This window comes from Glycocaulis abyssi (assembly GCF_041429775.1).
GTDB lineage: Bacteria > Pseudomonadota > Alphaproteobacteria > Caulobacterales > Maricaulaceae > Glycocaulis > Glycocaulis abyssi.
The window spans coordinates 2743905-2764657 of the sequence record NZ_CP163421.1 but is presented as its reverse complement, the minus strand read 5'-3'; the positions used below and the strand labels follow the sequence as shown (position 1 = coordinate 2764657).

Genomic DNA, 20753 nt, shown 5'->3' with positions numbered 1-20753 from the left:
CCCTGATCGCAAGACCGGGAGAGACTAATCCCTAATGCCCCTCGAAGGCCACCAGTGCCGCAACCGGCACGTCCAGCGCGCGGAGACGCTCCACGCCGCGCAGCTCCGGCAGATCGACAACGAAGGACGCGCCTTCAACATGCGCGCCGGCCCGGCGCAGCAGCTTTACCGCCGCCTCTGCCGTGCCTCCGGTGGCGATGAGATCATCAACCAGCAGGACACGCTCGCCAGGTTTTACCGCATCGGTGTGCATCTCCACCTCGTCCGTGCCGTATTCCAGCTCGTAGGACTGGCCGATCGTGTCGAAGGGCAGCTTGCCCTTCTTGCGGATGGGCACAAAGCCGATGGAAAGCTGGTGGGCGATGGCCCCGCCGAGGATAAAGCCGCGCGCCTCGATGCCCGCCACCTTGTCGATCTTGGTGCCTGCATGGGGCGCGATCATCGCGTCAACGGCGGCCCGGAAAGCCCGCGCATCGCCCAGCAGGGTGGTGATGTCGCGGAACATGATGCCGGGCTTGGGATAGTCCGGGATCGTCCGTATCGCTGCCTTGATATGGTCCATGAAACTCCCCCGCGCTGAACAGACGGCGAGACCATCCGGTCCAGCACGGGAGACGTCAAGGCGAAGGGGTGCAGCTAGCCTGCGTTATATGCCACAGCCTGCTGACGCGGCGCGTACTCCGCACCATCGTGGAACCGGGCAAGGGGCGCATGGTCCAGCTCGTTGATGACATGGCTCACCATGGTCCCGACACACACCGGATATTCCACGGATTCAGGCGCAACGATGCCACCACAATACTCGCCCGCCTCGCTGACCAGGCGCGCATAGATGCCGGCCGTGTTGGCCTCGTCATGCAGCGCGGCGCGTTCCACGTCGAACTCGAAGACCGGCACGTTATGTACCTGCTGCGCGGATGCCGCGGCTCCCATGGCGAGAGATGCGGCGGCGGCGAGAGCAAATTGTTCAAATTTCATTCTTTCCTCCCGGGAGGCTTGGCCAGACGCTGGGCCGGTGACGCCGGAGGCGGCTGGCAATGGACGGAAACTGCCGTCCCCACGCGATCCGTGACCTATAGTTAGTCGTCCCGGATCAGTCACATAATTGTAATATATCTGAATACGGATGAAAAGAGGGCGCGCGGCGACGGCCGATACGCCATTAATACATTGGTTTAAAAGAGCTTTATTCCCACAATGCAGGATGGGTCGCGCGCTCGTGGGTGAAAATTGCACGACTTTCAGGTACCGTTTCGCACCTGCTCGGACACAAGCCTGTGGATAACTTTGCCGTCCCGGCCGGATTCGGCCCGGTCAAGCGCGCGACAATACCCGGCCCGCAATGGTGGACAGCCGGGCCACCAGATCAGGATCGCGATGTTCGGGCGCGGTGATGATGGCGTGGTCGAGCACGCTGCCTATCCCCGCCGGGTCGGGCGTACGCTCCTGCTTTGCCATCGCCGAGGTGAGGGCTGAAATCAGGTCATGGGCGCGGCCGCTGTTTTCACCCATCACTTTGAGGATGTCGTTGATATCCACATCGGAATCAGCCTCACGCCAGCAATCGTAATCGGTAACCATGCAGACGCTGGCATAGGGAAGCTCGGCTTCGCGGGCGAGCTTGGCTTCGGGCATGTTGGTCATACCGATCACATCCACGCCCCAGCTGCGGTAAAGGCGGCTTTCCGCGCGGGTCGAAAACTGCGGACCCTCCATGGCGATATAGGTGCCGCCCTCAACGACATTCTCCACCCCCGCCTTGCGCGCAGCGTCGGCCGCCATGGCAGACAGGCGCTTGCAGACCGGGTCAGCCATCGGCACGTGCGCCACGCAGCCCGGCCCGAAAAAGCTTTTCTCGCGGGCATAGGTGCGGTCCACATACTGGTCCACGACAACGAAAGTGCCCGGCGCCAGCTCCTCCTTCATGGAGCCGCAGGCCGAAAGCGACAATATATCGGTCACCCCCGCCCGCTTCAGGGCATGGATATTGGCCCGGTAATTGATCGCACTTGGCGACAGGCTATGGCCCTTGCCGTGACGGGCGAGAAACACGAGCTCCACACCATTGAGCCGTGCGCGCACCAGCTGGCCCGACGGCGAACCCCAGGGCGTTTCCACCGTCTGGCGGCGCACATCCTCCAGCCCGGACAGCTGATAGAGGCCCGACCCGCCGATAATCCCCAACACCCAGCCCGTCATTACTCGGCACTCCTCCAATAGGCATCAGGCGCGCCGGGCACCCAGCGGGTCAGCTCCGCCCAGCTTTCCGCGCTGCGCAGCGCAATGGAAATGAACGGGCGCTTGATCGCCTGATACGCGTCGCGATCTTTGCGGGTTTTGACCGCAAGCGCCATCTTGAACTCGCCATAATCGCGCCGGGACGGCACGTCATCGCGCAGAAAATCGCGCAGCAGGAGGGCGTTGCGGGCAGCCGCGGCGCCATTGCGGCGAATATGGATATGGACGCGGCGCGCGCCCTTCGCCTCGCGAAAATAGAGCTTGCGCCAGTCATCCTCGCCCAGCGCGGGCGGGCTTTCCGGGTGCGGCGGGTCATAGGTATTGCTGTCGCGGAAGCGGTAGCCGGCCCCGATCATCGCCGCGATGATGCCCTCGTCCTCAAGGCGCATCACCAGGGCCTGAATGTCTATGACATCCTTCGCCGCCAGGCCCGGCACGGCTGTGGATCCGACATGATCCACGCGCAGCGCGAGCGGTCCCAGCGCGGCCGCCACGGCCTCGGCGTGGCTGAGACCTTCCTCCACCCAGCGGGGCTCGTAGGCGATGACGTCGATCGGATCTTTCTTCATGCCGTCCTGCCAGCGCTGCCGGGCGTAAAAACGGGCCGTCCCGGTATCAGGACGGCCCGTTCCAGCTTATTGCAGAGGCCTTCAGAGGCAAGCCTTCAGGCCGATTAGTGCTTCACCTTCGACCAGATCTGGCGGTAGGTGAAGAACAGAAGGCCACACAGGATAACGAGATAGGCCAGCACCATCAGGCCGAGGCGCTTGCGCTGCTCCATATGCGGGTCAGAGGCCCACGCCAGGAACTCGGTCACGTCATTGGCCATCTGCTCGACAGTAGCTTCCGTGCCATCGTTATAGGTGAGCAGGCCGTCTTCGAACTGCGGCGGCATGGCAATCAGCCCGCCGGGGAAGTACGGGTTGTAGTAGAGGCCAGCACCTACGGTGACACCTTCAGGCGGCTCTTCTCCGTATCCCATCATCAGCGAGCGGATATAGGGCGCGCCATAGTGCCGGGCACGCGTGATGATCGACAGGTCTGGCGGATAGGCGCCGTTATTGGCAGCACGGCCCTGCGCCTCATTGGCATAAGGCGAGGGGAAGCGGTCGGCCGGGCGGCCGGGACGCTCGAACATGTCGCCATACTCGTCCGGCCCGTCCTCAACGATGTACTCGGCGGCAATCGCGCGCACGACCGGGTTATCGTTCGGGTTGGGATAGGCGGGATCATGGAACGGGCCGCCGGGCTGCCCCAGATGGCGGATCGCCAGATGCTCCAGGCTGTGGCAGGCCGCACAGACCTGGTTGAACACGTAGAAGCCCCGCTGGACTGCGCCGCGGTCAAACGTGCTGAAAGGCCCGTCGAACGAGAAGCGGTGATCTTCCGGCTTGCGGTACTCACCGGCAGCCGAAGCCAGGCCAACAGCAGCCAGAGCGCCGGTAGCGGCAACGAAAAGGGTGCGGATCAGACGCATTGTTCCATTCACTCCTATTCAGCCGGAACCGCGGCAGGCGCGGGTTTGGATTTACTGCCCAGGACCGATTCCTCAATCGAGGCTGGCCGCTCTGATGGCTTCTCCACGAAACCCAATATGGGCAGGATGACGAGGAAATAGGCGAAGTAGTAGATGGTCAGCACGCGGCCCAGCAGCAGGAAGTCAACGCCAATGGCGCCAAGGCCCGGCACCGGCGTATCGGGCAGTTCCGCACCGGCCCAGCCCAGCCCCAGGCAAGCCACGATGAAGAAGCCGAAGAACCAGCGCGCCAGCGGGCGATAGCGCATGGAGCGCACTTTCGAGGTGTCGAGCCATGGCAGCACGAAGAGAATGCCGATGGCACCGAACATCAAAAGCACACCGCCCAGCTTGTCCGGCACGGCCCGCAGGATGGCGTAGAAGGGCAAGAGATACCATTCCGGCACGATCAGCGCAGGCGTGACCAGCGGGTCAGCCGGGATGAAATTGTCCGAGTGGCCCAGCGCATCCGGCCAGTAGAAGACGAAGAAGGCGAAGATCACCATAAAGAGGACAATCGCGAACCCGTCCTTGGACGTGTAGTAGGGATGGAAGGGCAGCGTGTCGCGGTTGGACTTCACCTCGATGCCGGTCGGGTTGTTATTGCCCGGCACGTGCAGCGCCCAGATGTGCAGGCCGACAACGCCCGCAATCAGGAACGGAATGAGATAGTGCAGCGAGAAGAAGCGGTTCAGCGTGGCATTGCCAACCGAGAACCCGCCCCACAGCCATTCGGTGATCGGGCCGCCAACAAGCGGGAAGGCGCCCAAGAGGTTGGTGATCACCATCGCGCCCCAATAGGACATCTGGCCCCAGGGCAGTACATAGCCGAGGAAGGCAGCCGCCATCATCAGCAGGTAGATGACGACGCCGAGAATCCACAGCAATTCGCGCGGTGCCTTGTACGATCCGTAATAGAGGCCGCGGAAGATGTGCATGTAGACGGCCAGGAAGAACATGGACGCGCCCACAGCGTGGATTGAGCGGATCAGCCAGCCATAATTCACATCGCGGTCGATGCGCTGAACGCTGGCAAAGGCATGGTCGATATGGGGCACGTAGTGCATGGCCAGCACGATGCCGGTGATGATCTGGATCATCAGGCAGACGGTCAGAATGCCGCCAAACGTGTACCAGTAATTGAGGTTACGCGGTGTGGGGAAATCCACGAAGGAGTCCCAGCCCAGCCGCACGATCGGCAGGCGCGCGTCCAGCCATTTGGTAAAGCCGGTTTTCGGTTCGTAGGTCGAAGGTCCGCTCATCGCTTAATTGTTCCCCTAGCCGAGACGCAGCACTGAGGCTGAGGTGAAGGTCATGACAGGCACGGAGAGATTCTCCGGCGCCGGCCCGCGGCGGATACGCCCCGAGGTGTCGTAGTGAGAGCCGTGGCACGGGCAGAACCACGCACCGTAATCGCCAGCACCTTCGGTCGGCACGCAGCCAAGGTGGGTGCAGTTCGCGCTGGTGACCAGCAGGGAGGCGCGCAGCGCATCCTCGATCTCGACGCCTTCAGCGATTTCAGCCGTCATGGCCGAGCGATTCTCGTCGGTCGCGGGCGCGCCGTCACCCAGATTGAAATTGCGGGCATCCCGGTCGGGCAGGGCCGCGATGTTGACGTCGCGCGCTGCTTCCACTTCGGCCGCCGTGCGCCGGCGCACGAAGTGCGGGCGCTCGCGGTAGATGACCGTGATCTCCTGGCCCTCTTCCAGCTCGGCGATATTCACCTCGGTGGAGGCCAGCGCGAGCGTGTCGGCCGCAGGGTTCATCTGGTCGATGAAGGGCCAGATCGTAAATGCGCCGCCAACGGCAAGCGCGCCGCCCGTTGCAATGTAAATGAAATCGCGGCGGCTTGGCTCCTGGCCATGGGCGCCGGTGTTTTCAACAGCTTCTGTCACGCGCAGACCTCTCTCACGGCGGCTGGCAACGTCGCCTACGCCATCTGTATGGCGTAAGTCTGCACGCAGCCGCAAGGCCCGCGCAGACACGTCGTTCCCATTGATCTAGCGCGACAGGCCGGCCCCGCCCTTGCGTCTCAACGCCGCAGCGTCCGCCCCGTCAACGCTTTCTGGTGCGGCGGGATTAGAATGAGAACCGCAATTTTTCAACCAGATTATCTGCGTGAAAGCGTCTCAGCCTGCCGATTTGGCAGGCGGGCGGTCCAGTGCCGCGGCCCCGGCCGGCAAAATGACCGCGCTGGCAACGGCGATCAGCTTCTCCTCCCCGGCGTTTGCGGCGAAGATGTCGGCGCGCGTGACCACCTGGCGTTTGCCCGCCTTCACGACGTGCCCGCGCGCCACAAACGCCTCGCCTATGCCGGGCGAGAGATAGTTCACCGAGAACTGGGCCGTCAGCACATCGCCAATTGTCGTGGCGGCGGCATAGGCGCTGACATTGTCAGCCAGAAAGGCGATCAACCCGCCATGCAGGAAGCCATGATGCTGGACCATGTCGTCATGGCGCAATGTCATGCGGGTTTCAACATAGCCATATTCCACCCGGACGATTTCCAGCCCGGTCCAGCTGGTAAAGGGCTGCATTTTCACGATTTCGCGAAACAGCGCTGCGTCCACCAGCGGTGCCGGGCGCGCCTCATCTGCGCGAAGCGCCTGCAATTCCGCCCTGTCCTGACCGTCCTGCATTTCAGTTCTCCAATTAGACCGACCGGTCTACATATTGACGATCTGAAATCATCTGTAAAGAGTGCTGCCAGCCTGCAGCGCGAATCACCGGGGGACATCAAGACAGTGAGCGGGACGCCATCCACACGCGAACGCCTGATCGCTACCGCCGCGCGCCTGTTTCAGGAGCGCGGCTATGCGGCAACCGGCCTGAATGACGTGCTCGCCCAGGCGGGCGCACCCAAAGGATCGCTCTACCACCACTTTCCCGACGGCAAGGAAGGGCTCGCCGTAGCGGCCGCCCTGATGGCGGGGGAGCGTTTTCTGGCAACGATTCACAAGGATGCTGGCGATAGTGCGGACAGCGCGGACATGCTCATCCGCTTTGCCGGCCGGCTTGCCGGATGGCTGGAGCAGTCCGGCTTCCGGCTGGGCTGCCCAGTCGCCACCCTGACGCTGGAACAGGCGGCCGTATCGCAAAACCTCGCCACCACATTCTCGGCCGTCTTTTCAAGCTGGCAGGATGCGCTGGCGCAAAGGCTGCAGTCCGATGGTATCGGCGCGGCCCGCTCTCAGGAGCTGGCGCAACTGGCGCTCAGCGCCATCGAAGGCTCGCTGATCCTGGCGCGCGCGCAGCGCAGCATTGCGCCGCTGACCCAGACCGCTGAAACACTCGCCGGCATCTTCGCCAGCGAGGCGGGTGCTAGCCCAGCGTAAACCCGGCCCGCAGCAAAGCCTCGCGAACCGGATCGATCCGTGCGCCGGCACGCTGGTGCACACCTGCAGGGTCGGCTTCCAGCACGCCGCGCATTTGCACGGCGGCATCAGCGGCAATGTCGGCATCGACGCCGGTAAAGAACGCGATCCGGCGCACCTCGTTTTCGGTATCGGCAGCCAGATCTTCATAGCGCACCGTCAGGAAGCGGCCCGGAAACAGGGTTTCCCAGTGCGCCACCAGCCGGTTGTGGGCGGCCAGTACGCGGGCAATATCATCTGCATGATAGGTCCAGTGCCGGGCGCGCTGATAGCGCGTTTTCAGGATCGACCATGCCTGATCGAGCGGGTCGCGGCTTATGCGCACGAACCGCGCAGCAGGCAGGCAAAGTCCGATGGCGCCGCCGGCCAGTTCGCTCAGCGATGTCGGATCAATCCAGCGGCGCACATCGCCCAGAAGCTCCTGCGCGTATTCCAAATATGCCGCGCCCACCCCGGTCAGCACATTGCCCTCTCCCGGCGCTGACAGGGCTGCCATAAGGTGTTCGCGCGTCTGATCGCCCAGCGGTGCAGCGCTCATCCAGAACAGCGAGTTGGTCCGCGGCAGGGCCGCCACATCGGATGGCGCGGAAAGCACTGAGGCCAGCCAGCTCGCCCCGCATGATGGCGGTGCGATGATGAAGACGGGCCGGCTGTCGATCAGCCCCGCCTCTTCATTGGCGCCCGTGAAACTGGAATCATACACATCCAGTATCCGCCTTACCCCCTCCTCATGCTGGTCCACGTCAAATGGAGCCGAGGCACGGTAGAAGGCGGCCGCCTCTGCGACGCGGCGCGAGGCGATATCGTACTCGCCAATATCCTCGTAAGCTTTCGCCAGCGCATAGGACAAGATGCCCCTGTCACGCGCGCTGACACCCTCGCCGACGGACACACGCGCCTGCTCAAGCTGGGCCAGATCGTCTTCGCCCGGCACGAAGGTCTTGGCTTTCACCAGCCCCTCCCAGGCCAGCGCGTCCATGCCGTTGGAGGCAAGCGCCGTCCGGAACAGGGTCTGCGCTTCGCTTGTCAGGCCCAGATCCAGCAATATGCGCCCGACACGCCGGTTCAGTCCGGCATCACGCGGATTGGCCGCCAACAAGGGCTGCAGGGTCTGCAATGCTGAACGGTGGTCACCGCCAAAGGCATAGGCGCTCGCCAGCCAGATATGGGACTGCACATCATCGGGCACCTGCTCGACCAGCTTGTGGCAAGCACCGAGCAGGCTGGCGATATCGCCCGCCTCGTTCATTATACCGGCGACCTCGCTCCAGCGCGAACCCAGATCAGGACCCGCATTGACGAGCGCGCGCGCCTCGACAGACATGGCGAGCAGGTCCTCGCGCGAGACAGCATTATACAGGCCCGCAAGCGGGTCATCCTGTCGCGGCTGAAGCATGTCAGCTCCGTTCGGCTGGTGCCAGGCTGGCAATTGGCTGCCGCAAGCCCCCTGCTGCGGCCCTTGTGAAACTAGCCAAGCTTGACCGCCGAGGCCAGCCTGCGGCACTGCGTCACTTGCGCTTGTGGTGTTAAGTGTCTTTTGTGTCGCCCGAAAAGCCATGATCCAAGAAGGGTTATTCATGTCCTCCCAGACCGCCCCCTCCCCGATTGCCGCCGCCACGCTGGAGATCCGGCGCGAGGAAGCCCGCATCTGGTTTGAGGGATTGCGCGACCGGATCTGCGCGGCGTTCGAAGCCCTGGAGGATGAAGCGCCTGCCGATCTCTATCCCGGCGAGCCCGGTCGTTTCGAACTGACGCCCTGGAAACGCGGCGACGGGGCTGAGGATCTGGGCGGCGGCGTCATGGGCATGATGCGCGGGCGGTTGTTTGAGAAAGTCGGGGTCCATTGCTCCACCGTCTATGGCAGTTTTTCGCCGGACTTCGCCAAGCATGTAAGGGGCGCAAGCGAAGACCCGCGCTTTTTCGCCACCGGCATCTCGCTGATTGCCCATATGCGCAATCCGCACGTCCCGGCAGTTCACATGAATACGCGCTTCATCACCACGACATTGAGCTGGTTTGGCGGCGGCATGGACCTCAACCCGACACAGGACTATCAGCGCAGCGAAGCCTTTGAGGATGCGAAAGACTTCCACGCCGCCGCGAAGGAAGCCTGCGACGCCCACGACCCGGCCTATTTCGCTAAGTTCAAGAAATGGTGCGACGAGTATTTCTGGCTGAAGCACCGTTCTGAGCCGCGCGGCGTGGGCGGGATTTTCTACGACCATCTCGACAGCGGGAACCACGATGCTGATTTCGCCTTCACCCGCGATGTCGGCGAGGCATTTCTGGAGATTTATCCCGAAATCGTGGCCCGGCGCATGGATACGCCGTGGACCGAAGCTGATCGTGAAGAACAGCTGATCCGGCGCGGGCGCTATGCGGAGTTCAACCTGCTTTACGACCGGGGTACGAAATTCGGGCTGGAGACCGGAGGCAATGTAACCTCGATCCTGTCATCCATGCCGCCGGAGGCCAAATGGCCGTAGGCCACGCCAGGCGTCAGCCCAGAAGGCCGCGCTGGGCCGCCATGATGCCGGCATAGAAAGACAACGCCATCGCACCGCCAAGGATGAGGATGCGCACGGCCCACTGGCTGATACGGCGCATCATCTCCGCGCGCTGCGCCTCGCGCACCCTGAAGTCCACAAAGCCGGCAAACCGCCCGCCGCTGCTTTCGGTGCGCAGGTCCGGCTTGTCGGCACCCGCTGCGTAAACGCCAAGGCGCGCCATCAGGTCGACGACCATGCGGGCGACCACCTCGTCTTCTACCAGCAGCTCGTACTTGGCGCCGCGCGGCGCACCGACGATGCGCGCATATTCCTCCGCCTCGCTCTCCGACGGTCCCATCAGGACAAGCCGGGCCAGAAACTCCGCCAGCGGCGCCCGCTCCAGCATGGCCTTGCGGTCGGCCGCCCCCGGCAGGGCACGCGGCAGGTCATGGCCGGAGATCATATATTCGCTCAGCTTGCGCAGCCGCCACGCCGCTGCCTCGGGCGAGAGCTCGCGGGTATGGGTGACGCTGTGGGATGGTGCGGTCCCTTCTGCAGTCCGCGCCCGGCCCGCCACAGGGCGCCGGCCAGACCTGTACTTGACGAACGGACCCAGAATGGAGCCGCGAAACGCCTCGGCGCATATGTCGAAAGCGGCCCGCGCAACATCCACAGCCTTGCGGTAGCCAGCTTCTGTCAGCGCAGGATCGGTGACCAGCAGACGGTCGGCAGTGGCAAGTTTGGCCGCCGCCTTTTTAAGCTTCTCGCGAATTTCCTCCCGGCGGGCCTCCGCCCCCGGCGGCAAGGGCGCCAGCGCCGTGCTTTCCTCGCCAACCACATAGTTTTCGCCCAGACGCGCATTGAGCTGACGGCGCAGGGCTTCGTCCGTTTCCGACCACAGCGAATGCAGCACGGCATCGAAAGGATTGTCCCGGTCGGCAGGCCAGGTCTCGCGGCGCCAGCGGCCCATGACCAGCATCCAGGGCGAGCGGCCATTGGCGAGGCGCGAATTGAGATCGCGCGCAAACTCAGTCTTCACACTGTCGGCCAGCGCCGCATAGTGCGTCTCGACATAGTCCATCAGCAGTACGCACGACCACATGGCGAACCGGTCGGCACCGATCGGTTCCCCGTCGGGCGGCTGGATGGACTGGGACGCATCAGGCGTTGTCGGCGGCATCAGCCAGTCGAGACTGGGCCGGCGGATTACACCAGCCAGCGGATTGGCGACCTGTTCATACAGATCTGCCAGCACGAGACGCGGCCCGTCGGGCAGTGTCCCGGCTCCCCGCCCGCCAAGGCTCTGGGTGACAGCTACCCGGACCTGATGACGCAGCACCAGTTCGCGCGTGACGTGTTCATTAGCCTTAACGCTGCTTATCTCGCCGCGGCGCTGATTCAGGAAGCGCTCCACCGCATCATAATCGTGCAGCTGGAGCTGATCGTCATAGAGACCCGAACCGATGCGGTACTGGAAGCGCCGGGAGAATACGTCCATCAGACACCCCCCTCCTTGCGCGCTATGGCCAGCAGGTCTGCCCGGTTGAGCACGAAATCGGCTTCGACCCAGCGCGCTTCCAGCTGTTTCATCAGCCGGCCAAGCGCAGGGCCGGGCTCAAACCCTGCCGCAAGAAGATCGGCGGCTTTGAGCGGAAAGGCCGGGCGCTGCCAGCGGCTCACGGCATCGAGATCGCGTGAGAGCGCATCACGGCGGCCCTCACCGCGCGCAGCCGCCAGCATGAGCTGATCCTCCACCGCCCGGCGTCCCTGCTCATAGAGGGCAGCACGCAGCGCCATACGGTCCATGCCAGGGTGCACGCCCACGCGCCGGGCGGCAGCGACGAGCCGCGTCCGTTCAGCGTTTGACACCTTCATGGTGTCGCAGAGCGCGTCTACCCTCATAGCGTCTCCCCCCGCCAGGAACGCCGCCACCCTCAGTAACGGATCGACCGGACGGGATTCCTGCGTCTCAAGGGAGTGTATGCTTAAGAAAAGGTTGAAGTCGATAGAATCCGGTAACACTTCGTTAAGAACGTTGCCTTCCTGCATCGCTTCGAGAGCCGCGCGCGGGTCGGGCGCAGCCAGCAATTTCTTCAGCTCCATCCACACCCGTTCGGCAGACAGCTGGCGCAATCCGGCCCGCAAGGCAGTGCACGCCGCATGACCTTCCGCATCGAGAGGCGTGCGCGCATACCAGGCGTGGAAGCGGTAAAAGCGCAATATCCGCAGATAGTCTTCTTCGATACGTGCCGCGGGTTCACCGATAAAGCGGACACGCCCCGCAAGCGCATCGTCAATCCCGCCAGCAGGATCGAAAAGCGCGCCGTCACGGCCGGCATAGATGGCATTCAGACGGAAATCGCGCCGGCTCGCATCCTCGTTCCAGTCGGTCGAGAAAGCAACGACCGCGCGGCGGCCATCAGTGGCGACATCCTTGCGCAGGCTGGTGACCTCAAAGCCCCGCCCGCCGGACACCGCGGTAACCGTCCCGTGCTCGAAACCCGTCGGAACAGCCCGGATACCTGCAGCCTCCAGCGCGGCCATGGTTTCGCCCGGCGTCAACACTGTCGCGATATCGGTATCGCTCACCGGCGCGCCGATCAGCGCGTTGCGCACACACCCGCCGACATAGCGCGCGCCGTCCGGAGCGGCCGCCAGCAGGGCATCCATGACCGCCAGCCCGGCCGGATCGGTCAGCCAAGGGTGATCTTCCGGCCTTAGCCGGTCAGCCATGCGCCCCATCCCCGGCTGGCTCCTGTTCCTCCTCCGGCGGCGCTTCGCGGCGCTGCTCTGCCGGATCGATGCGTCCGGGAACCACCCGCCCGTCTTCCAGCGTAGGCGGATGGAACTGGCCGGTCTGCCCGGAACCGCCAAATGCACCGCCCAGCGCCAGCGCCAGTATGCCCGTAATGGCAAGCCCCGCGCCGACGAGTGCCAGAACCTGCAAGGGCGCGGGCGGCAGGCCATCAGCCGCCGTGCCTGTCTCATCACCCTCCGAACGGCGCACGGCAATCGCCGCCCGGATGCCGCGCCAGGTGTAGTACCCGGCGAAGGGCAGAAGGAAGAGCACGGCAACGGTCAGAAGAAAGCGCATCTGAAGTAAAACCCTTTAGCGGAACGTATTGAACCGGTCGGCCAGCGCCTTCAGCAGCCCGGCCGTAGCCCCCCAGATATAGCGCCCTTCATGGGGCATGGCGTAGTATCGGCGCAGCTGTCCGGCAAACATGCGCTCTTCGAGCACATGGTTGGCAGGATTCATCAGAAAGTCGAACGGCGTTTCGAAGATTTCTGCAACCTCGCCCGGATCGGCGCGAAACCGTGCGCGTGCATCAACCAGACCCACAAAAGGCGTGATCTGGAACCCGGTTACGGTCTCATAAGGGTCAAACCGGCCAATCAGCCTTACGTTGGAGCGTGGCAGGCCGATTTCCTCTTCTGTCTCGCGCAAGGCCGCATCAGCCGCTTCCTCCCCCATATTCAGCCGCCCGCCCGGAAAGCTGATCTGGCCGGCATGAGACGACAGATGATCGGCACGCCGGGTCAGCACGACACTCAGCCCCGTCTCGCGCATGACCAGCGGGGCCAGCACCGCCGCCGGACGCAAGGCCCGGCCAGTGGGCGACGGCGCACCGTTCAGATCGCCATCCCCGCGCGCAGGCACAGGCGGCGAACCCTCAACCGGGTCAAGCGCCCGGCTGAGACGCTCCACAAGGCTGTTCACATGGTATGGATCGTCCAGCATCAGCCCCGGTCCAGCGGCACGAACACACCGTCACTCCAGACTCCTGTGGCCTTGCGGCCATCGGGCGCCTGCCCCTCAACAGCCAGATTGGCCATCTCGTAGAAGACAGGCCGCGTCAGCAGGGCTTCCAGCCGCCCGCGCACATGCACATAGGGTTCCGGCTCTCCGTCTTCGCCAAAGGCAATGCGCAAGGGATGGTCCGGCCCGGCAATGATTGTCTCGTCATGGTCGGTGGTAAAGACCAGCTTCTGTTCCCTGCCCTCGCCCAGCACATCCATACGCACGGCCAGAAAATGACCGGCCTCCACCGTGATGCGGATTTTCTCCCCCGGCGTGACAAGATAGGTCTCGCCATCCTCGTCCTTGCGCAAGATACGCGCAAACAGGCGCACCAGAGCCTCGCGGCCAATGCGCGTGCCTTCATGCCACCAGCTGCCATCGCGGCGGATGACCATATCCATCTCGCCGCAATATTCGGGATGCCAGCGGTCAACCGGCGGCAGCCCCGTGCCGGCGTCACGTGCCGCCTTGAGCAGGGACTGCATTCCATCCGTATCCGAGCGCTGTGAACCCATGGACACCTCAAGCTTCAGCGGGGCATGCTGCACCGTCAGGGGCTACAGCAATACGAACCAAGGACATAGGCCGATGACCACGCCAAAGGAAGATGTCACCCAGCTGGCCGCCCGCGCTGACGCCGCCACCGCACGCCTGACCGAGGTCCGCGCCTCCATCGCCCGCTCCATATTCGGCCTTGAAGACGTGGTGGAGCAAGCCTTGTGTGTGCTGCTGTCGGGCGGACACGGGCTTCTGGTCGGCGCGCCGGGCCTTGCCAAGACGCGCCTCGTGCACACGCTGGCCATTGTTACCGGCCTTGATGACAAGCGCGTGCAGTTCACGCCCGACCTGATGCCGGCCGACATTCTGGGCTCTGAAGTTCTCGAAGAAGATGCCGGCGGCAAACGCTCCTTCCGCTTCATACCGGGGCCTGTCTTTACCCGCCTGCTGATGGCAGACGAGATCAACCGGGCAAGCCCGCGCACGCAGGCCGCCCTGCTGCAGGCCATGCAGGAAGGCTTCGTGACCGTCGCTGGCGTGCGCCACGATCTGCCCAAACCCTTCCACGTGCTGGCCACGCAAAACCCGATCGAGCAGGAAGGCACCTATCCGCTGCCCGAAGCCCAGCTTGACCGCTTTGCCATGCAGATCGACGTGCCCTATCCCGACCGCGAGGCCGAGCGCGCCATCCTGATCGCCACTACCGGCACAGCCGAAGATAGCGCGCTGCCGGTTCTCAACGCGCAGGAGCTGACAGAGCTGCAGGCGCTGGTGCGCGCCATGCCGGTGGGCGAGCAGACGCTGAGCGCCATTCTGGACCTTCTGGCCCGCGCCCGCCCGGACGGGTCTGCCGACGCCGAAGTAGCCGACGCGGTTGCCTGGGGGCCGGGGCCGCGCGCCGGTCAGGCGCTGATGCTGGCCGTGCGCGCAAGGGCGCTGGTTCAGGGCCGCCTCGCGCCCTCGACCGAAGACGTCGCGGCGCTGGCCGGACCAGTCCTCAAACACCGCATGGCGCTGACATTTGCTGCGCGCGCTGACGGGCTGAATGTCGACCGGCTTATCGCCCGCCTTGCCGCCGAGGCGGCCTGACGGGCGCGGGAATGACCATCCGGCATACGAAAGCCCTGCGCCGGGCCGCCGAACAGGCCGCAGCGCCCTTCCCGGCCCTGCTGGCCGAGGCCGAACGCATTGCGGCCAGCGTGGCGCTTGGCACCCATGGCCGCCGCACGCCGGGCCATGGCGAGACTTTCTGGGAATATCGCCGCCACCGCACCGAAGACGGCGCGCAGGCTGTGGACTGGCGGCGCTCGGCACGCGGTCAGCACCTGTTTGTGCGTGAAACCGAATGGGAAGCGGCCAACGCGGTCTATCTGTGGCGCGATGGATCACCCGGCATGGCGCTGGGCTCGAAAAACCTGCCCCTGAAAAAAGACCGCGCTGCCGTCTGCCTGATGGCGCTGGCGTCCTTGCTGAGCCGGGGTGGAGAGCGCATCGCGGCGCTGGGTGAGACCGGGCGCGCCCGCGCCGGGCGCACCGGGCTGGACATCACCGCGCGCGCGCTGGCCGAAGGGCCGGGAGCGGCCAAGTCTGTCGAGCAGGCTGACATTGTACGCCATGCGCGCATCGTGCTGGCCAGCGATTTTCTGGACCCTCCCGAAACCTGGGGCGCACGCCTTGCCCGGCTGAATGCCAGCGGGGCAAGCGGGATATTGCTGCGTATCGTCGACCCGGCAGAGGAAGACTTCCCCTTTGCCGGCCGCACACGCTTTGCCGAGCCATCCGGGCATTCAGCGCCGCTTGTGCTGGGCCGCGCCGAAGATGCCCGCGAGAATTACCGGCGCGTCTGGGCCGAACACGGTGGCGCGATTACAGCCATGGCCCGCAAGGCAGGCTGGACGCTTCTCACCCACCGGACCGACCGGCCCGCAGGCACAGCCGTTCTGGCCCTTCATCAGGCACTCGCGCCGCGTGCGATGGAGCGCGCCTGATGTTCAGCGTCGGGCCGTTAGGTTTTGCAGCTCCTTTCGCGCTGATCGCGCTTATTGCCCTGCCGCTTTTATGGTTGCTCCTGCGCGCGACACCGCCTGCTCCGCGCCACGTGGTCTTCGCGCCCTTGCGCCTGTTGCAGCGTCTGGCGCAGACGCCCCAGACACCGCAGAGCGCGCCCTGGTGGCTTATTCTGTTCCGCCTCATGGCCGCCACCATCATTATTCTGGCGCTGGCCCAGCCGGTCTGGCGCCCTGCCGACACGCGCAGCATTGATGCCCCGCTGCTTCTGGTCGTCGATAATGGCTGGCAGAGCGCGGCCAGCTGGCCGCGCACGCTGGTGCAGGCACGCGCCTATGCACAGGCCGCCGCGGCAGACGGGCGGCAGGCGGCGATCCTTCTGACCGCCAGCGCAGAACCACCCGAATTTACCGCCGCCAGCACGATCCAGTCCCGGCTGGAGGCTGCAAGCCCGCACGGCTGGGTACCTGACCGCGCAGCAGCGCGTGACGCGCTTCTGGCCGCACTGGAGAGCGGTGCAGCGCCCTCCCGCTTCGAAACACGCTGGCTTGGCGACGGTATTGCCGGCGAGGGTGACGCGGCCTTTGCGCGCGCTCTCTCGGAACGTGGACGGCTGACACTCAGCCTGCCCGGCGCGCAGGATGAGATTGTGGCGCTGGTCGGCGTCAATGCGGCAGCCGACGGGTTTGAAGCGCACCTGTTGAGATCTGGCAGCGGCGCAACACGCCAGATTGACGTCAGCGCCATCGGCCAGGACGGGCAGGTCATTGCCCGCGCGCAAGCCCGCTTCGATGACGCAGTCAGCACCGCCTCCGCATCGGCGCGCCTGCCGCTGGATTTGCGCAACCGGGTGCGCTCGGTCCGGCTGGAAGGGGTAAGCTCGGCAGGCGCGGTCCATTTGCTCGACGATAGCTGGCAGCGCCCGCGCATCGCCCTGATCGAACCGGAAGGCGGCGATAACCGTCAGCCGCTATTGTCCGATCTGCACTATGCCAGCCAGGCCCTCGCCCCCCATGCAGAGCTGGTGCGCGGGCCGCTGGAGCAGGTACTCGAAGACGAACCCTCCGGCCTTGTCATGGTCGATCCGGCCCGCAGTGAAGACCCGGCTCTGGCCGAATTTGTGGAAGGCGGCGGCGTGTTGATCCGCTTTGCCGGTCCGCGTCTGGCTGCGCGCAGTGATGATCTGCTGCCCGTCCAGCTGCGTGCAGGCGGGCGCCTGCTGGGCGGGGCACTGAACTGGGAAGAGCCCCAACGCATCGCCCCCTTCGCCGATGACAGCCCGTTTGCGGGCCTCTCTGTCAGCGAGGATGCCAGCGTGCGCAGTCAGGTACTGGCCCAGCCCGAAGCCGATCTCGACCGCCGCGTCTGGGCGCGTCTGGAAGACGGCACCCCGCTTGTCACGGCTGACAGGCGCGGAGAGGGCTGGATCGTCCTGTTTCACGTCACCGCCGGGCCGGACTGGTCTGACCTGCCGCTGACCGGCACCTTCCCGGCCATGCTGCGCCGGGTGATCGCGCTGGCCGAAGGGGCTGGCGCGGGCGGCGCGGGCAGTGATGGCAGCTGGCAGATTGAACGCGCGCTGGACGGGTTTGGACGCCTTGGCGCCCCCACCGGCCAGCCGCGTGCCATTCCCGCCAGCGATTTTGGGGCAACCGCCCCGTCGCCGGACACGCCGCCGGGCATCTGGCAGCTCGGCGCAGCCAACGCGGCGCTCAACGCCACCGGCCCCGGCACCCGCCTTGATCCGATTGCCCGCAACCTGCCCGGCGCGCTCTATGAGATCCGCGACGGGCTGCGCGAACAGCGCCTTGCCGGCCCGCTCCTCGCCATCGCCCTCTTAATGCTGCTGGCCGATATCATCATCGCGCTGGCCTTTGCCGGACGCCTGCCAGCGATACGCGCATCGAGGACCATGGCAGGGCTTGGCGTCATGCTGGCCGTATCGCTTGCCTCTCCGCCAGCGCTTGAGGCGCAGGACACCCAGGCGGACACCGCCGAGGCGCTCGACCGCGCGCTGGTTGTACGCTTTGGCTATATCCGCACAGGTAACGCGGAAACAGACCGGATCAGCGAGGCGGGGCTGGCCGCGCTGTCATCGGAAGTGACCCGTCGCAGCTCCATCGAGCCGGAAGCCCCGCGCGGCATCGACCCCGACGAGGACGAGCTGATCTTCTTCCCGCTGATCTACTGGCCCGTCAGCGCCGATGCCCGCCCGGTCTCCGAGGCGGCAGCGGCCAGCATCAACACCTATCTGCGCTCCGGCGGAATGATCATTTTCGATACGCGTGATGGCGGCGCGGGCACGCGCGGCGGCGCGCATCCCGGTCTTGAACAGGTCATGCAGGGGCTGGAAATCCCTTCACTGGAACGCGCCGGCGAGGACCATGTGCTGGGCCGCACCTTCTACCTCCTGCGCGATCTGCCCGGACGCATGGCGGGCGGCGATGTCTGGGTGGAGTCCAATCCGGACGGCACGGCCCGCGACGGGGTATCGGGCATCATCATCGGATCGGCCGACTGGGCCGGGGCCTGGGCGCGCGGCGAGAACGGCATACCGCTTCGGCCCGTAGAGGGCGGCGAGCGTCAGCGCGAGATGGCCTACCGGGTTGGCGTGAACATCGCCATGTACGCGCTCACCGGCAATTACAAGACTGATCAGGTGCATGTGCCCGCCATCCTTGAGCGCCTCGGACAGGGAGGCCGGCGCAGCGCGCCCCGGCCGCTGGAACCATGAGCGCATCCAGCCTCGTCCTCGCCCCGCTGGTATCGCAATGGATACTCGCCGCCCTGTGCATCGCGCTGCTGGCGGCCTCTGCCTTTGCCGCCTGGCGGGGCCTTAAAGGATGGATCTGGCGGGTGCTGGCCGGGCTCGCCGTTCTGGCTGCGCTCGCCAATCCGGCGCTGGTGCGCGAAATCCGCGATCCTTTGAGCGATATTCTCCTTGTGGTGCGCGATAACTCGGCCTCGATGGAGATCGGCAACCGCGCGGCGAACGCCGCCAATGCCAGCGCCGCCCTGCAGCGCTTTGCCGGCGCCGATAACAGCCTGGACATCGTCGAAGTGGAAGGCGGGGCGACGCCCGATGGCACGCGCCTCATCGATACGCTTCGCAGCGGGCTGGGCGATATTCCCCGAAACCGGCTGGCGGGCATTGTCATGCTGTCGGAGGGGCAGGTCCATGATGTGCCCTCTGACCCGGCCTCGCTCGGCCTTGATGCGCCGCTGCACCATTTCGCCATCGGCGATCCGCGCGCCACGGACCGGCGCCTTATCGTGGAGGAGGCACCGCGCTTTGGCATTGTCGGCGAGCCGGTGCGTTTCCGCCTGCGCGTGGAGGATGAGGGCGCACCGGCAGGAACCGCGATGCTGACCCTTCGCCTGGATGGCGGTGATCCGATCCGGGCGCGCGCCACGATTGGCGAGACGGTCAATGTCGAGGCGATCGTGCAAAATCGCGGCGCGAACGTGATCGAGATCGAGGTGGAGCCCGGCCCGAACGAACTCTCGCTCATCAATAACCGCGCTGCGGTAAGCGTTACCGGCGTGCGCGACCGTCTGCGCGTGCTGCTGGTGACGGGCGAGCCACATAATGGCGCGCGCGCCTGGCGCAACCTGCTGAAATCCGACCCGTCAGTGGACCTTGTGCACTTCACCATTTTGCGCCCGCTTGACCGGGGCGATGGCGCACGCCCCGATGAGCTGGCGCTGATCGCCTTCCCGGTGTTCGAGCTGTTCGAGCTGCGTCTGCATGAGTTTGATCTGGTCATTTTCGACCGCTACCGGCGGCGCGGCATACTGCCCGCCAATTATTTCCAGAACATCGCGCGCTATGTTGATCAGGGCGGCGCGCTGCTGATTACGGCGGGGCCGGACTATGCCGGGCCGGATTCCATCGCACGATCGCTGCTGGCAAGCGTGCTGCCCGCCCGTCCTACGGGAGCCGTGCGCGAAGGTGCTTTCCGTCCGCGCATCTCCACGGCAGGCGAGCGCCATCCGGTGACCGCGCCTCTGGCCGGTCAGGAGGGAGAGTGGGGTCACTGGTACCGCTATGTGGGCGGGCAGGCGCTGGCCGGTGAAACCGTGCTGGATACGCCGTCAGGAGACCCGCTTCTGGTGCTCTCAAGGCAGGGCGAGGGGCGCGCGGCGATCCTGCTCTCCGACCAGTCCTGGCTGTGGGCACGCGGGCATGATGGCGGCGGACCCCATGACGAGCTGTTCCGCCGCGTCGCGCACTGGCTGATGAACGAGCCGGAGCTGGACGAGGAGCGCCTGACCGCCACCCTCTCCGATGGCATGCTGACCGCTATCCGAACGACACTCGACGACGAAGCTGCCGATCTGGACATCACCTGGCCGTCCGGACGGGAGGAAAGCATCGCCATGAGCGAGGCAGGCCCCGGACGCTTCACCGCCAGCGCGGAGACGGGCAATGAGGCGGGGCTAATACGGCTGCGCTCGGGCGATGCGACAACCGTCATCTCCGCCGGCCCGCTGAACCCGCGCGAATATCTCGATCTGCGCGTCACGCGCGAGGCGCTGGCCCCGCTGGTGCGGGCGACACGCGGCGGCAGCTTCATGCTGGGCGGCGGCGAAGACCCGCAAATGCCATCCCTGCGGCGTACCCGGCCCGATGGCCTGCAGGCCGGACCCGGCTGGGCCGGGCTCCAACGCAATGGCGCCTATACGGTGGCGGAGTCGCAGCGCACGCCGCTGGCACCCGGCCTGCTGCTTGCTGCCCTCATTCTGGCACTGCTGGGCGCAGGCTGGTGGCGCGAAGGCAAGTAGGCCGCCCGCGCGGGCTTGCCCCCGTCCGAACCCCCGCCTAACGT

At 65.4% G+C, this 20753-nt stretch carries 20 protein-coding genes; 6 read left to right on the top strand and 14 right to left on the bottom strand.

Annotated features, from left to right (window positions below):
• Window positions 1-31: 31 nt before the first annotated feature.
• The 8 genes from AB6B38_RS13420 to AB6B38_RS13385 all read right to left on the bottom strand — a co-directional run bounded on the left by AB6B38_RS13420 (window position 32) and on the right by AB6B38_RS13385 (window position 6393).
• The gene (locus AB6B38_RS13420; protein WP_371393409.1) at window positions 32-562 is read right to left on the bottom strand and encodes an adenine phosphoribosyltransferase; all 531 of its coding nucleotides are present in this window, start codon (window positions 560-562) and stop codon (window positions 32-34) included.
• Between the two features lie 74 nt (window positions 563-636).
• Entirely contained in the window at window positions 637-978 is a 342-nt protein-coding gene (locus tag AB6B38_RS13415) for a UrcA family protein (protein ID WP_371393408.1), read from the bottom strand.
• Window positions 979-1314: 336 nt separating this feature from the next.
• Window positions 1315-2199, bottom strand: a complete 885-nt coding sequence (locus tag AB6B38_RS13410; RefSeq protein ID WP_371393407.1) for an S-methyl-5'-thioadenosine phosphorylase — start codon at window positions 2197-2199, stop codon at window positions 1315-1317.
• A complete protein-coding gene (locus AB6B38_RS13405) occupies window positions 2199-2807 on the bottom strand; it encodes a GrpB family protein (RefSeq protein ID WP_371393406.1) in 609 nt (202 codons plus the stop codon). The genes AB6B38_RS13410 and AB6B38_RS13405 overlap by 1 nt, the downstream gene beginning before the upstream one ends.
• A 104-nt stretch (window positions 2808-2911) precedes the next feature.
• Window positions 2912-3715: a cytochrome c1 gene (locus AB6B38_RS13400; protein ID WP_371393405.1), complete on the bottom strand. Its 804-nt coding sequence runs from the start codon at window positions 3713-3715 to the stop codon at window positions 2912-2914.
• A 14-nt stretch (window positions 3716-3729) separates the two neighbouring features.
• Window positions 3730-5016: a cytochrome bc complex cytochrome b subunit gene (locus tag AB6B38_RS13395; protein ID WP_371393403.1), complete on the bottom strand. Its 1287-nt coding sequence runs from the start codon at window positions 5014-5016 to the stop codon at window positions 3730-3732.
• A gap of 15 nt (window positions 5017-5031) precedes the next feature.
• Complete coding sequence (gene petA / locus AB6B38_RS13390; protein WP_371393401.1) at window positions 5032-5649, bottom strand: ubiquinol-cytochrome c reductase iron-sulfur subunit; 618 nt, start codon at window positions 5647-5649, stop codon at window positions 5032-5034.
• A gap of 234 nt (window positions 5650-5883) precedes the next feature.
• A complete protein-coding gene (locus AB6B38_RS13385; protein ID WP_371393399.1) occupies window positions 5884-6393 on the bottom strand; it encodes a PaaI family thioesterase in 510 nt (169 codons plus the stop codon).
• A 105-nt stretch (window positions 6394-6498) separates the two neighbouring features.
• Here AB6B38_RS13385 and AB6B38_RS13380 point away from each other — a divergent pair, with 105 nt between their 5' ends.
• Window positions 6499-7089, top strand: coding sequence for a TetR/AcrR family transcriptional regulator (locus AB6B38_RS13380; RefSeq protein WP_371393397.1), 591 nt, complete (start codon window positions 6499-6501; stop codon window positions 7087-7089).
• Here AB6B38_RS13380 and AB6B38_RS13375 read toward each other — a convergent pair.
• Entirely contained in the window at window positions 7076-8524 is a 1449-nt protein-coding gene (locus tag AB6B38_RS13375) for a sulfotransferase (protein ID WP_371393396.1), read from the bottom strand. The two genes, AB6B38_RS13380 and AB6B38_RS13375, sit on opposite strands and share 14 nt — an antisense overlap.
• Window positions 8525-8705: 181 nt before the next feature.
• On the opposite strand from AB6B38_RS13375, the gene hemF reads away from it, so the two are divergent.
• The gene (hemF, locus tag AB6B38_RS13370) at window positions 8706-9614 is read left to right on the top strand and encodes an oxygen-dependent coproporphyrinogen oxidase (protein WP_371393395.1); all 909 of its coding nucleotides are present in this window, start codon (window positions 8706-8708) and stop codon (window positions 9612-9614) included.
• A gap of 13 nt (window positions 9615-9627) precedes the next feature.
• Here hemF and AB6B38_RS13365 read toward each other — a convergent pair whose 3' ends face one another.
• The 5 genes from AB6B38_RS13365 to AB6B38_RS13345 are packed head-to-tail and all read right to left on the bottom strand — an operon-like array spanning window position 9628 to window position 13904.
• Entirely contained in the window at window positions 9628-11115 is a 1488-nt protein-coding gene (locus AB6B38_RS13365; protein WP_371393393.1) for a hypothetical protein, read from the bottom strand.
• On the bottom strand, window positions 11115-12359 hold the full coding sequence (locus AB6B38_RS13360) for a CCA tRNA nucleotidyltransferase (RefSeq protein ID WP_371393392.1): 1245 nt from the start codon (window positions 12357-12359) through the stop codon (window positions 11115-11117). The genes AB6B38_RS13365 and AB6B38_RS13360 overlap by 1 nt, the downstream gene beginning before the upstream one ends.
• Complete coding sequence (locus tag AB6B38_RS13355; RefSeq protein WP_371393390.1) at window positions 12343-12711, bottom strand: hypothetical protein; 369 nt, start codon at window positions 12709-12711, stop codon at window positions 12343-12345. The genes AB6B38_RS13360 and AB6B38_RS13355 overlap by 17 nt, the downstream gene beginning before the upstream one ends.
• A gap of 15 nt (window positions 12712-12726) precedes the next feature.
• Window positions 12727-13359 (bottom strand): CoA pyrophosphatase, encoded by a 633-nt coding sequence (locus tag AB6B38_RS13350; RefSeq protein WP_371393388.1) that lies wholly within the window; start codon window positions 13357-13359, stop codon window positions 12727-12729.
• The gene (locus AB6B38_RS13345) at window positions 13359-13904 is read right to left on the bottom strand and encodes a DUF1285 domain-containing protein (RefSeq protein ID WP_371393387.1); all 546 of its coding nucleotides are present in this window, start codon (window positions 13902-13904) and stop codon (window positions 13359-13361) included. Before AB6B38_RS13345 ends, AB6B38_RS13350 begins: the two co-directional genes overlap by 1 nt.
• Window positions 13905-14007: 103 nt before the next feature.
• Between AB6B38_RS13345 and AB6B38_RS13340 the strand changes: the two genes are divergently transcribed.
• From AB6B38_RS13340 to AB6B38_RS13325, 4 genes are read left to right on the top strand one after another with little or no spacing between them, the layout of a single operon-like run.
• Window positions 14008-15006, top strand: coding sequence for an AAA family ATPase (locus AB6B38_RS13340; RefSeq protein WP_371393386.1), 999 nt, complete (start codon window positions 14008-14010; stop codon window positions 15004-15006).
• 11 nt (window positions 15007-15017) lie between these two features.
• Complete coding sequence (locus AB6B38_RS13335; RefSeq protein WP_371393385.1) at window positions 15018-15905, top strand: DUF58 domain-containing protein; 888 nt, start codon at window positions 15018-15020, stop codon at window positions 15903-15905.
• The gene (locus AB6B38_RS13330; protein WP_371393384.1) at window positions 15905-18658 is read left to right on the top strand and encodes a DUF4159 domain-containing protein; all 2754 of its coding nucleotides are present in this window, start codon (window positions 15905-15907) and stop codon (window positions 18656-18658) included. Before AB6B38_RS13335 ends, AB6B38_RS13330 begins: the two co-directional genes overlap by 1 nt.
• Window positions 18655-20709: a hypothetical protein gene (locus AB6B38_RS13325; protein ID WP_371393382.1), complete on the top strand. Its 2055-nt coding sequence runs from the start codon at window positions 18655-18657 to the stop codon at window positions 20707-20709. The genes AB6B38_RS13330 and AB6B38_RS13325 overlap by 4 nt, the downstream gene beginning before the upstream one ends.
• Window positions 20710-20753 lie beyond the last annotated feature (44 nt).